Here is a 13,655-nt window from a genome sequence, read left to right on the forward strand (position 1 = left end):
ACATTTCCATGCCGACGGTGAAACGGACGCCACCCACGTAGAGCGTTCTTCATACACTGGTAACGAACAAAACCCTATCCTCGTCGGAAGGAAACAGCATGACCGCTGAAGCAAACGTCGGTGTCGTCGGACTGGCCGCAATGGGAGCGAGCCTCGCCCGCAATCTCGCCCGTCACGGCAACAAGGTGGCGGTGTTCAACCGTCACTATTCGCGTACCGAGAAACTCATCACCGAGCATGGCAGCGAGGGCGAGTTCTTCCCCGCGAAGACGATGGAGGAATTCGTGGCATCGCTGAAGAAGCCGCGCACCGCGATCATCATGGTCAAGGCGGGCGAGCCGACCGACGCGATGATCGACCAGCTGGCCGATCTGATGGAGCCGGGCGACATCATCGTCGACGCCGGCAACGCGCACTTCCCCGATACGATCCGCCGCGAGAAGGCGATCAGCGCCCGCGGACTGCACTTCGTCGGCTGCGGCGTGTCCGGCGGCGAGGAAGGCGCCCTGCTCGGACCCTCGATGATGCCCGGCGGCAGCGAGGAGTCCTGGAAGACGCTCAAGCCGATCTTCGAGTCCATCGCGGCGAAGGCCGAGGGTGAGCCGTGCGTGACGCATATCGGCGAGAACGGCGCTGGCCATTTCGTGAAGATGGTGCACAACGGCATCGAATACTCCGACATGCAGCTCATCTCCGAGAGCTACGACCTGATGCGTCGCGCGCTCGGTATGACGCCGGCCGAAATCGGCGACGTGTTCGAGGAGTGGAACAAGACCGAGCTGGAGTCCTACCTGATCGAGATCACCGCCGACGTGCTGCATCAAGTCGACAAGAAGACCGGCAAGCCGCTGGTCGACGTGATCGTGGATCACGCGGGCATGAAGGGCACCGGCACGTGGACCGTGCAGTCGGCGCTTGATCTGGCCGTGCCGGTGACCGGTATCGCCGAGGCCGTGTTCGCGCGAGGACTGTCCGGGCAGGCCGAGCTTCGCGCCGAAGCCCAGAAGCAGGACTTCGAGGGACCGTCCGGCGTGGTGCCGATGGCCGAGGAAGACAAGGTCGCGTTCATCAATGACATCCGCGAGGCGCTGTACGCTTCAAAGATCGTCGCGTACGCCCAGGGCTTCAACGAGATCACCGAAGCCGCCAAGGTGTATGACTGGAAGATCGATCTGGCTGCGGTGGCGCGCATCTGGCGCGGTGGCTGCATCATCCGTGCAAAGTTCCTGAACCGCATCTCCGACGCGTTCGAGAACGGCGAAGCCAACGTGTCTCTGCTGTTCGCCCCGTACTTCAAGGACGCGATCGAGACCGCCGAGCGCTCGTGGCGACGCGTGGTCTCCCGTGCGATTACATTCGGCATCCCGGTGCCGGTGTTCGCCTCCTCGCTGGAGTACTTCGACGGCCTGCGCTCCCCGCGCCTGCCCGCCGCCCTGATCCAGGGCCAGCGCGACTACTTCGGCGCCCACACCTACCAGCGCACCGACATGCCCGGTGCTTTCCACACGTTGTGGGCTGAGCCTGGCCGTGAGGAAATCATTGCGTGATTTCCGGGAGACAATGAGCCTCGCGAAGCGAGACCCCAATCGTAGGGGCCGAAGGCGAGCCTGGTCATAAGCAAACACCGAGCCTCACCACAAGCCCCTCCCTACCGCTCGCAGATCGAACGCGAACCATACGAATGATGGCGCAGGCTCCCCTAGGGGCGTCTGCGCCATCGTGTTTCATCGGCACGCCATTCATATCGTGTGGTTCCCATTTTTCACACAGACGTTTTTCGCGCACAGTAATCGCAACCAGACGCATCCCAACATCACCAATCAACGCCCAGTCACCGCCGGCGGTGCATATCCTCCTGTACAACGCGCGCATTGTAGGCAAACGCAGCAGTTGTACATACACCTTCCCGAGAGACCTCGCACGCCATTCCTCATTTCGTTGGAATTCCAACGTTTCCAGGAACTTCGTCGGTGTACAACAGTGGGCGCAATCGTTTTCAATGGCTGTTGTACAGATTCCGCCCCGTACAACGCGCGCATTATGCCATTTCGCGGGAGTTGTACACGCATCGGCGTCGCAACCCTGCGCGCTTCTTGCGCTGCATCCCATTCGCATGCCGGACCGCACCCCGGGCACGCAATGAACCCTCGGGCGGAATGAACGAAATTCGCAATACGACCGGATTGTCCAGTACGATCGTCGAACCGCATCGCCATGATTGACAGACCGGCCTCAATCTCATGCCATGATGAACACCAATCAGATCTTATTTCACGATGGGAGACGCGGCACGAAACGGCAAGAGCATGCATCTTTGCCGTTTCGGGCCACGGAATCCTCGAATTGTCTCGTTATCCGAAATAACAGGCGTCAAATACCGAACTATCCGATAGTCGAGACAAACCTCACAGCTTGCTGGCGGCGTCCTGGTCGATGTACCAGATGAGTTCCTCGCCGTCGGCGAAGGAGCTCGGGGCCTGCGGATTGCGCGGCTGGGCGAAGGCGGCGGCGACCGCATCGGCCTTGCGCTCCCCGGACGCGAACACCCACGTGCGCCGCGAACGGGCGATCATGGGAACGGTGAGCGTCACGCGCAGCGGCGGCGGCTTCGGCGAATCGCGCACGCCGGCGACCAGCACATGCGGGTCGTCGATCAGCACTTCAGGCCGTCCGGGGAACAGCGACGCGAAATGCGCATCCGGGCCGACGCCGAACAACGCGATGTCCAGCGTGGGCTCCTCCCCCAGCTGCTCGATCAGCTCCTTCTGGTAGGCGGCGGCCGCATCGGCCAGCACCGCATCGTTCTCCTCGTCGGTGGCTGCGGCGATCTGTGCGGCATCGCGCGTGTCAGCGGGCATCTCGTGGATGTTCTCCTCCGGCATCAGCCCGCGCTCCACCAGGATGTTCAGGAACCGCCGCGCCTGCTTGGCGTTGCGGTCGTCGCTGTCCTCGGGCACGAACCGCTCGTCGCCCCACCAGATGTGCACGCGCGAGGCGTCCAGGTCATCGGCCAGCGGGTCGGTGCCGATCGCGCGCAGCACGCGATTGCCGTCGGTCCCGCCGGTCAGCGCTATATCCACGCGGCTGCGCCCCGGTTCGGCGAGCAGGTTCCTGATCGTGGTCAGCACGCGCACGGCCACAGCTTGCGCCAGAACATCGGGGTTCGGGCATGTTACGGTTTTTCTTTGCGACATCAGTTACAGCTCCTTTGTCGTTCTGATTCGGTCTTCACGCGTCCGAAACCCGCGCCCGGGCATGGGCGCGTGACGGTTCCGTGACGCTCACGCATCGTCGTTCATTCGTTGATTCACCGATTGCCGTCGGGCCGGCGCCTTGCGGTCGAGACGCCGGCCCGACAGTGCTTATTCGGCAGGATGAATCAGATTCCATCCCTGGGTGATGACTTCAGCATACACTTCATCCGGGTCGAGCTGACGCAGCTCTTCGCTCAGGCATTCCTCAAGCGTCCTCGTGGGCACGCTGATGGATTGCGGCGACTGGCCAGGCGTGCTGATGACGGCGATGCCCTCCTTCGCGTCTGGCCGCTCCAGACTGAGCGTCCCGTCCGCGCGCGTCAGGTATACGCCGGTCACGGCGGTCGCGCCGGGCACCTCCTCCATGATGACGGGCACGTTGAGCTTCAGCCGCAGCCAGGCCGCCAGCAAATCCATGGGCAGGAAGCCCTTCGGACCGGAGACCTTCACCGTGCTGATCGGCAGGTGCGGCGGCTGGTCGAGCATGGTGGCGAGCATCGCACGCCACACCGTCAGGCGCGTCCATGCCATGTCCACGTTCTTCGGCGACCAGTTGCGGCGCAGATCCTCGATGGTGCGGTAGGGGTTCGACGAGTGCATGGCGTCGGTGATGCGACTCCTCGCCATCGCGCCGAGCAGGTCCTTGGACGGGTTGGCCGGCGCCTCGTTCGGCCACCACGCCACGACCGGCGCGTCGGGCACGAGCAGTGGGATGACCAACGTGTCGGGATGATGGACCAGCCCACCACGCGGGTGCAGCACGATGATCTCACCCGCACCGGCGTCCGCGCCGAAGCGCACCTGGGCGTCCAGATTGGAATTGTCGTACGCCGCATCCGCGTCCTCGGCGGGCTCGGGCGCACCCTCGACGGGCTTGCGCGCTCCATTTCCACGCCGCGGGGAGATGGCGATGACACGGCACGGGTGCTCGCGGCTGGCGGCGTTGGCCAGTTCCAGCGCCTGCTCCAGCTCGTCCTCGGTGGTGGAGATCAGCAGCGTCAGCACGCGGCCGGTCGCCGACTCGCCGCGCTCCTCGTGCAACTCGTCGATCTTCTGCGATATCTCGCGGGTGCGGGTGTTCGGCATTTCGATAATCATGGCATCCTCCAGTGGCGTCCGTCGCGTGCGAGCATTTCATCGGCCTCCGTCGGCCCCCATGTGCCGGCACGATACGGCTGCGGCTGACCGAGCGTGGACCAGAATTCCTCGATCGGGTCGAGGATCTTCCACGACAGGTTGACCTCTTCGGTGGTCGGGAACAGCGGCGGGTCGCCGAGCAGCACGTCGAGAATCAGTCGCTCGTATGCCTCCGGCGAGCTCTCCGTGAACGAGCGGCCGTAGCTGAAGTCCATCGAGACGTCACGTACCTCCATCGCCGTGCCGCCAGGCACCTTGGAGCCGAAGCGGATCGTCACGCCCTCGTCGGGCTGTACGCGGATCACGATCGCGTTCTTGCCGAGCTCGCGTGTTGCGGTCGACTCGAACGGCAGATGCGGCGCGCGCTTGAACACGACGGCGATCTCGGTGACACGCTTGCCGAGACGCTTGCCGGTACGAAGATAGAACGGCACACCGGCCCAGCGGCGGGTGTCGATGTCAAGCCGGATCGCCGCATAGGTCTCGGTGGTAGACGCCGGGTCAATGCCCTTCTCCTCCAGGTATCCGACGACGTCATGCGAGCCCTGCCAGCCGGCGGCGTACTGTCCGCGAGCGGTGTGTGCGGCGAGGTCCTTCGGCAGACGCACCGCGGAGAGGATCTTCGTCTTCTCGGCGGTCAGGTCGGAGGCGGTGAACGAGACCGGCTCCTCCATGGCGGTCAGGGCCAGCAGCTGCAGCAGATGATTCTGGATGATGTCGCGCGCTGCGCCGATGCCGTCATAGTATCCGGCGCGGCCGGCCACGCCGATGTCCTCGGCCATCGTGATCTGCACGTGGTCGACGTAGTTGGCGTTCCAGATCGGCTCGTACATCGCGTTGGCGAAACGCAGCGCCAGCATGTTCTGCACGGTTTCCTTGCCGAGATAATGGTCGATGCGGAACACGCTCGACGGGTCGAACACCTCGGAGACCACACGGTCGAGCTCCTTGGCGCTGGCCAGATCGTGGCCGAACGGCTTCTCGATGATCACGCGTCGCCATGCGCCCTCGGACGAGCGGGCCAGTCCGCAGTCGGCGAGCTGACGCGCCACCACGGGGAACGCCCGCGGCGGCACCGACATGTAGAAGGCATGGTTGCCGCGCGTGCCCCGGTCGCGGTCCAGTTCAGCGACCGTGTCGCTCAACCGCGCGAACGCCGCGGAGTCATCGAACGTCCCCTGCACGAAACGGATGCCCTTTGCGAGCTGCTTCCACGTCGATTCGCGGAACGGGGTGCGGCAATGCTGCTGCACGTGCTCGCGGACGAAATCCCTGAAATGGTCTTCGGTCCAGTCGCGGCGTGCGAAGCCGGTCAGTCCGAAGCTCGGCGGCAACAGGCCGCGGTTGGCGAGGTCATAGATCGCGGGCAGCAGTTTCTTGCGCGACAAATCGCCGGTCACGCCGAAGATCACGATGCTGCACGGGCCTGCGATGCGCGGCAGGCGCAAATCGCGCGGATCGCGCAGTGGATTGGTCCACGCGGTTGGCGTGGCGGAAACGGAATCAGTCATACGCACCATAGTAGTGATGCGCGTGCATCTCATGGCCCATTCCTCTCAGAAAGAACCATGCATTGCATCATATCGCGGGATTTTGGCGCGGCGAGAACCGCTCCGGGACCACCCCAGTCGCTACGCGACAGTACCAAGCTGGCGTCAGAGCGTGGGCTGGTCCGTCTCCCCGCTCTGCTCGCCGGTCTCGCCCTCATCCTCCCGCAGTCCGGATTCGAGTCTCCGGTTGCGTTCGCGGAGCCTGTCGTTCTCCGCGGTCAGCTCGTGGATGTACCGGATCTGCTGCGCTATGAGCATATCGCGCAGGTCCTTGGCCTCCGATCCACCGAAATTCTCGCGGATCGTGGCCGCGCGAATCGGCGCCGGCGGAATCAGCGGATTGCCGGTACGCGGGAACTTGTCAGCGGATATCGGCTCGGCGTCGTCATCAGCCGGTTCCATCATCTTCCAGCGCGCGATGCACCGTTCGATGCGCTTGTATCCGATAAGCGACGGGTCAAGCCCGACGTCGCGGAATATACCCGTCGGCGAGTCCCCCGCACGATACCGCTGCATGCAGTATTCGCGGAACTGGTCGGTGTATCGGATGCGGTTCCGTCCGACGCTGTTCACGGCAGGCAGTGAACGCAGGTAGTCAATCTCGTCGTCGTCAAACTCTCTGTCTTTCATGATGGTGCCCTCCAGCACTCTTCTCATCGATAGAGACGAACATGAAACGGAGGTTCGCCGGGATTCACTGCACTGTCTTCCCCGCAGTATCCTCCGAATCGGGACGCCCGCCCCGCCTCGTGAAAGGCAGGCGGATGGCCGGGTCAGCCGCCGATATACGATTCGCGGCGTGCGCGGTTCATCATCGGCGATGTGCCTGGCAGCCGTGTCTCGCCCAAAGCAGTCGCGACGGATGTCACCGCGGCGTAGGTCTCCGACTTCACAGGGACTTCCGAGGGTTCGGGGGTGTTCGGCGCGTCGGGGGTGGAGGTTTTCAGCACGGGCTTGGCATCGGCCATGGGATCGATCATGTGACCATCGACTTCGCCGGTCAGGATGACGTCGACGCCATTGGCGATGTCAAGCGTTGCGGCCAGAGCGATGTTGGCGGCCGGAGCGGCGGATCCGGCCTTGGCGGCGGTCAGCGGGGCCTCATCACCCACGCGCATGACTGGGGATTGCGCCTTGTGCACCGCGTTTGCGGCGGCGGCATCGCCTGTATATTTGCTGGATGATATTGATAATCGTTGCCTGAACCTGACGACGAAGCGTCGATTTTCCCGAAACATGATACATCCTTCACTTCTTGCTTCGGGAGGGTTCATCCTACGCAAAAAGCGCAAAACAAGCCCCCCCCCCCCGTGATTTCGAAGTGTAGCGCCGGCGGGAAGATATTTGGGGGACTATGTTTCGTAAGGGGTTACGACGGGGAGTTACGGGGGTGTCTTTGGCGGCGCGATATGGTCATGCAGGAGACCATGTGTGCGCGAGCACGTCGGTACGGCCGGTCACCCCATACAGGTGCCCGGCCATACCGCAGCCGGTCACCGGCGACGGGAGCGCGCCGTCGTGATGGAGAATCCCGCGGCAAGCATGATGCATGCCGTCACTGCGAGCAGCAGCGTCTGGGCGCCCGTCTTCGAGAGGGTTTCCGTGCCCGCCGTGCCGGGTTTGGAGGTATCGGCATTGCCGCCGGCGCCGGGTTTGACGCCACCGGGACGCTCGGGCTGCCCGCCGCTGCCAGGCTGCTCGGGATCCTCGCCACCTCCTGGTTCCTCACCGCCGCCGGGCTGCTTGCGCTCCAGCCCGTCGCGAGCCTGAGTCAGGGCCTTTACGGCCTTGTCCAGATCGCCCTGCGTGGTGGATCGCCGTCCGCACTCCTCCTGCGCGGCGGCCAACGCCTCGGCGAACGCCTTCCACGATTCGGCAGTGTAATCGCCTTCCCTGAGAGCCTGAGCCGACGCGATGGCGTCAGACAACGGGCCACGGTCCAGACGCGCGTCGGACAGCGCGGCGATGGCATCATTCAGCCGTGCCGCAAGGGCGTCCACGTCGGACTGGGAGATGTGCGCCATGTCGGTGGCTACGGCGGCGGCAAGAGCCTCGCGCATCGTCGCCCACGCAGCCCTGTCGTACTGCGATTCGACCAGACCGTTCGCCGCCCGCTTCGCCGCATCCAACGCGGCCGCATCGATGTGCACGATTGACTCGTTGAACGCGGTCGTCGCCTGGCGCAGCGCGTCCGCCGCGGCGTCCACCTTATCGGCGTCTCCGGCGGCCGCATCGTGTGCGGCCTTGGCGTCGTCAATGGCCTGGCGCAGAGCGTCCGCGGCGCTTTGCGGATGCTGTCCCTCGTATTCGCCGACGCTGCCCGCCGTCTGCGCGTCCTCCAGCGTCTTGACCGCCGCATCCAGCACGACCTGATAGCGCTCCTGCGCGTCAAGCTGCGCGAGCGCCGTGTCGGCCGACCGCCGCAACGCAGCCGCGGCGTCATCGAGATCCTGTTGCGTCACCGTGCCGTAGGCGTCGGAGACCTGCTTGGCGCTTGCCCTCGCCTCGGCCAATGCGGCCGACGACGCGGGCAGGCCATGCGCGTCCAGAGACGCGATCAGCGCCGCGGCGTCATCGATCGCCACATACAGCGCGTTGCGGTCGAGCGACACGTAGCCGGTGCGGTAGAACTCGGACACCGCGTCTTCGACGGTCGTCGTCCACCGGCCGGCCTCGCGCGAGGTCAGTCCGGCGTCCAGCGCCGCCCGCGCCCGCTCCAGCACGACTTCGAGCTTGGTCTTCGCCGCCCGGGTGACGTTGCCGGCGTATTCGCCGACGGTGAGCTTGCCGAGCGCGGTCTCGACGGACGAGAGGTAGCTTTCCAGAGACGCCCCTGCATCCGCCTGATACAGGTACAACTCGTTGATGGCGACGGGGTTCTCGTTGAGCACGGTGATGCGTACCGCGTCGGTGTAGACGGGCCGTGCAAGGCGGGCCACGATCTCCGGCTTCATCTGCGCATTGCCGGAATAGTCGGTCAGCGTCTTCCACTGGTCGGCTGCACCATCGCCCGCACCGCCGCCGTCCTGCGGCACCACGCGGTATTCGGCCTTGAACCGCACCGGCTCGCTGTTACCGGAGGCCAGCAGGCCGAGCATGTTGATGTCCGCGGCCTTCGCGAGCGTGAATGTCAGGGTCTTGTCAGCCGTGGCCGTCAAGGTGGCCGCGCTGTCGCGGTCTCCGTCCGTCAGCTTGGCGAGGTCGGCGGCCGTGAGCGTCGAGCCGTCCGAGGCCGTCGTCTTGGCGTCGCGAGCCACGTTGCCGGGCGTCGCGTAGACCTCGATCTCGGACACCAGCGGCCATGCGGGCGAGCCGCTGGAGGGGATGCGGGCGTCGGCGATGTCCATGCGGATGCGTGTGATGCTCATGCCGACCGGCACGTCCATCACGATGCCCTGCTGTTTGCTCAGGTCGGCTTCGGTTCGTTCGGCGACCGTATGTTCGTCGCCGTTCGCGTCGATCACCTTCAACGTGAACTGCATGCTGCGGTCGGGCTGGCCTTCCTCGAACTTGAGCCGTATGCTGTCGACCTCACGGGCCTTGGCATAGTCGAGCTGGAACCATGCCGGCGTGGCGCCGTCGCGGGACACCCATGCGGTCGCCTTGCCGTCCACCAGCGCGCCTGCGTTCTCGGGCGCGTCCTTGGTGGGCGACGACGTGATGGCGGCCGAGGTGGCGATGTTCACGCTTTCGATGGTGTCGCCGGCCTCCTGCAGCAGTTCGAGTTCGGCGAGCGCCGGCCATGCGGTGCCGCCGACCGACCCCGTGAACTCCACGGTGACGTGTTCGACCTCCTCGCCAAGATTCGCCGCATACACCTGATCGAGGGCGCCCTGGTTCTGCGTCTCGTCGATCAGTGTCCGCTCGGTACCGTCAGCGAGCCCCGCGACGACCCTGAACTGGAACAGGCGGCCGGCCGTCTCGAACACGAGCCGCACGCGGTCCACACGCTGCGCCGACGCCAGGTCGATCCGATACCAGTTCGGGTCTGACCCGTTGCCGACCCACAGCGTACCGTCGTCGCCGTCGTTGCCGTTCGACGCGGGCCGCTCGCTGGGGCCGGCGCTTGCGGCGCCGCCAAGCGCCAGATTCGTGTACTCGGGCTGCGGCTGCGCGGCTCCCCAGACGGACAGCTCGTAGATGCCGGTCAGGTCCCGCCCGTTCGTCGAATGCAACTTCCAACGCACCTTGGAGCCGAGTATGTCGGCGGCGACCTCGTTCTTGGAGCTGACGGCATCGGCTTCGCTGCGGCCTATCTCGACCCATCCCGAGCCGTTCCAGACATCGATCTCGTAGCGCAGCGGGAAGTCGGCCGCGATCTGCTGCAGGGTGATGCCGGCGCCGGTGATCGAATACGTGCCGTCGAGGTCGACCACCAGCGTGGCGTCGGTCTTGCCCGTCTGCGTCCAGCCGGTGTCGGTGTTGCCGTCGGTCACGTCAGGGACGACGGTGCCGGTGTCCTCGTCGGTCACGTCATGTCCCAGCGCCAGGTTCGTGCGTTCGACCGCGGTGCCACCGTCGGTGACGTCGTCCATCGCGGTGACCGAATACTGGTCGAGGATGATCTTGCCGAGCGCTTTCTGGTCGACGTCATCCGCGGCTTCGGTCGCGAAACCATACCCGTCCTCGTCGCTTTTGCGGTTCGCCCACTGCCAGCCGTAGTCGAACCAGTCCGGGTCGGTGAAGTCGGTGCCGTGCTCCAGTTTGTTCAGCCGGTTGTCCATGTACGTCTTCCACCGCCGATAGTAGTAGTCGCCGGTCAGCCCGGCCCACTGGCGGTTGGAATAGTCGATGAGCGAGCCGTTCTTGTTCAGACCCCACGTGGTGACGAGCGCACGCGCGTTGAGCTCGAACAGGTCGGCGGTCCAATCGTCCGCGCCGTCGAGCATCGTGCGGGCATCGTCGATCCATGCGCCCACGAGGAAGTCGTCCGAGCTGGAAAGCAGCTTGTCCTGCGCCTTGATGATGTCCAGCATCCGGGACGACAGTGTCCGGAACGTCTCCAGATCGCCCGACTTGTACGCCTGCCCGGCGAGCGGCTGGTATTCCTGGAAGCTGTTGGCCAGCACCTGCCGCATCACGTCGACGTAATCGTAGCGGAAGCCGGCCGAGTCCTTGTACGAGTCATACGCCTGCTCGAACAGGGCCGCGGCCTTCTCGAACTGCCGCTTGTCGTAATCTATGTCGCTGTGGCCCCACGTGGACGCCGAGCCGATGATGTTGTCGGACGGGCGGGCGTTGATGATGGATTCGCTCGCACCCTGATAGTATTCGCCGTCCGTGTGCTTGTAGGCGGTGTCAAGCAGGATGTCCCACGCCTTCTCGATCGTCCCGTCGGCTCCGCCGTACCGGCGCTCGGCATACTCCTGCGTCCAGGAGCGATAGTCGACCGGATCCTGCTCCCAAGTCATGTCGAACAGCAGCTCGTAGACGATCGGCGAATTGTCGATGGCTTCGGGCGTGATGCCGATGCCGCGCATGTAACCGCTGGAGTTGTAGGCTTTCGTGATGTCCTGGGAGATCACCTCCGGCACTCCGTCAAGGCCCATGCGTCCGCCGAAGTTGTGCAACATGTTCCACACCCACGGCACGCCCTGGTTCTCCATCGGGCTGGCCTGCGAGCGCAGGTCGCTCTGCAGGTCGAGCACAAGCGCCTGACCCTTGTCCGCGAGCCCGGAGAGCTTCGTCTCGTCGATGCCCCACTGCCACTGCTGCATCACCCACACGGCCGCCGGGTCATGGTCGAGCATCTTGCGCTGCACGGTGCGGTAGATGTCGACGATGTCGAAGCCGTCTGGAATCGTGCCGCCCTCATGGAACGGATCGACCGCGTAGTAGTTCGACACCTTGCCGAACACGTTCTCCTGAGCTTTGTAGAACGTGTCGCCGACCTTCTGGAAGTAGTCCTCCTTGCCGGCCGCCTTGTCGGCGTCGGTCAGATACGTCTTGATCATGTACGGGCGGTCGAAACCGGACCATGTGCCGGACGACGCGGCCACCGACGTCGGGTTCTTCTCCTGGAAGTCGACCGGCACCTGACCGCCGAAGCCCTGGATGACCGGCGTGATGCCGTACGCCTGCATGCGGTCGTGGATCCTGCGGCCGAGCTCGACGCGCTGCTCGAACCATGCGGCGGGCAGGGGGCCTCCGACCGAGTACAGGTTCTGCATGTAGAACCATGCGTAGTATCCCGGCCCGGACAGGTATTCGCGCACCTCGTCGTCGCTGTAGCCGTATTGGGTGAGCGTCTCGCGCAGCACCTCCTCCTGTCCGACGATGTCGAGCATGAGGTTCACGCCGTTCATCGCCGCCCAGTCGAGGAACGGCTCGTAATCATCCCAGTTCCAGAACGCCATCGTGTACGAGTAGGTGCAGAAGTTGAGCGCGTACCGGTACTCGTAGTTCGTGTATTTGAGGATTTTCCGGCCGACTGCAGGCAGGCTCTCCGGCATGGACAGCTGGGAGCCGAACAGCGGGTTGTAGTCGACCTTGCACCAGTGGCGCAGATAATAATTGAGGCCGGATGCGAGCGAGACGCCGTTGTTGCCGCGGATGGAGATCCGGTCGTCGCCGGCGTCTGAGATTTCGAACACGTCCTTGCCGTCGGCCTTGCCGCGCAGCTGGAAGTCGAACTTGTCGACCCACCGCTCGCCGATCACGCGGCCGACGAGGTTTCTGACCTCGGTGACGGTCTTCTCGGCGGCATAGTCGGCGTCGGTCTCTACGCGGGCCCACTCCCGGCCCCACGAGCTTGAGTCGAAGTCGGTGACGGAGATGGCCTTGGGGCTGGCCTGCTCGTCGGAGACCTTGGTGCCGTGGAAAGCGACTTCGGCGAGGTTGACCTGCTGGGCGGCGGAGTTGTAGCTGACGCTGATGCGCGCGTATGCGGCTTCGGTGGCATCGATGGGATGCGTGTCGGCGGCACCGGTCGCGGGGGCGTCATCGCTCTTGTAGGCCACCTTGCCGTAATCGGCGCCGTCCTTGGACAGATAGACCTCGTAGTGGTAGTACGAGCCGGCGAGGTTGGTGATGTCGATCTGCGAGATGCTGTATGTGCCGTGCAGGTCGAAGTCGAGGAAGCGGCGGTAGTCCTGCATCGACGAGTCTGCGGGTGACTGCCAGTAGGTCGCCGGATCGCCGTCGACTGCGGCGGCCGCAGCATGGCCGTCCGCGGCGGCACCGCTCGCCGTGACGCCGGCGATCGCCGGTTCCACGGCGCGCGCGAGACGTCCGGATGTGATCAGGCCGCACATGAGTGTCGCCATGGCGATAAGCAGGGCCGTCGCGCGACGCCGCCATGATCGGTGGCAGGTCGGAGGATGTTCGGGCGAGTGCCCACGACGATGACGAGCGGATGAAACCATCATTGGTTGCCCTTGCCTTCTCTTGATTTTCAGTAAGAACCGCACCGGCGGACATTGCCGGATTTTGTTAACAATATATACAAAGAATGGGACATGGCGCGCCCGCGTCACACCGCGCCGCGCCGCTTTCAACCGCCCCTGTACCACACAATGCGATTTTTGGCGGTTCTTGTGCTGGTGTGGTACAGCGCCGATTCAGGACAATTCGGGCGAATTCCTCAGATCATTGGAAAATGGCGGTTCCTGATTTTTTGTTCGTTGCCATACCAGCTCAAAAACGCGTCGAAATCGCATTGTGTGGCAAACGCTGTGCCACACAATGCGATTTTGACCACAAATTGACGTGGTGT

At 64.4% G+C, this 13,655-nt stretch carries 7 protein-coding genes; 1 reads left to right on the forward strand and 6 read right to left on the reverse strand.

Translation table 11 applies throughout. The features are described 5' to 3' along the window. Window positions 1–98: 98 nt before the first annotated feature. Window positions 99–1,547, forward strand: a complete 1,449-nt coding sequence (gndA, locus tag MMB49_RS07690; RefSeq protein WP_013363828.1) for an NADP-dependent phosphogluconate dehydrogenase — start codon at window positions 99–101, stop codon at window positions 1,545–1,547. A gap of 858 nt (window positions 1,548–2,405) precedes the next feature. Here gndA and pgl read toward each other — a convergent pair. The 6 genes from pgl to MMB49_RS07720 form a co-directional block, all read right to left on the reverse strand. After that, on the reverse strand, window positions 2,406–3,194 hold the full coding sequence (pgl, locus tag MMB49_RS07695) for a 6-phosphogluconolactonase (protein WP_047270803.1): 789 nt from the start codon (window positions 3,192–3,194) through the stop codon (window positions 2,406–2,408). Window positions 3,195–3,362: 168 nt separating this feature from the next. Beyond that, entirely contained in the window at window positions 3,363–4,352 is a 990-nt protein-coding gene (locus tag MMB49_RS07700; protein WP_047270804.1) for a glucose-6-phosphate dehydrogenase assembly protein OpcA, read from the reverse strand. Continuing rightward, a complete protein-coding gene (gene zwf, locus MMB49_RS07705) occupies window positions 4,349–5,911 on the reverse strand; it encodes a glucose-6-phosphate dehydrogenase (RefSeq protein WP_003814642.1) in 1,563 nt (520 codons plus the stop codon). The genes MMB49_RS07700 and zwf overlap by 4 nt, the downstream gene beginning before the upstream one ends. 135 nt (window positions 5,912–6,046) lie before the next feature. Further along, complete coding sequence (locus MMB49_RS07710) at window positions 6,047–6,571, reverse strand: HTH domain-containing protein (protein WP_047288231.1); 525 nt, start codon at window positions 6,569–6,571, stop codon at window positions 6,047–6,049. A gap of 143 nt (window positions 6,572–6,714) precedes the next feature. Beyond that, window positions 6,715–7,059, reverse strand: coding sequence for a hypothetical protein (locus MMB49_RS07715; protein ID WP_229026555.1), 345 nt, complete (start codon window positions 7,057–7,059; stop codon window positions 6,715–6,717). Between the two features lie 375 nt (window positions 7,060–7,434). Continuing rightward, a complete protein-coding gene (locus MMB49_RS07720) occupies window positions 7,435–13,206 on the reverse strand; it encodes an alpha-N-acetylglucosaminidase TIM-barrel domain-containing protein (RefSeq protein WP_047270809.1) in 5,772 nt (1,923 codons plus the stop codon). Between the last annotated feature and the right edge of the window lie 449 nt (window positions 13,207–13,655).

This window comes from Bifidobacterium sp. SKU (assembly GCF_026016405.1).
GTDB lineage: Bacteria > Actinomycetota > Actinomycetes > Actinomycetales > Bifidobacteriaceae > Bifidobacterium > Bifidobacterium bifidum.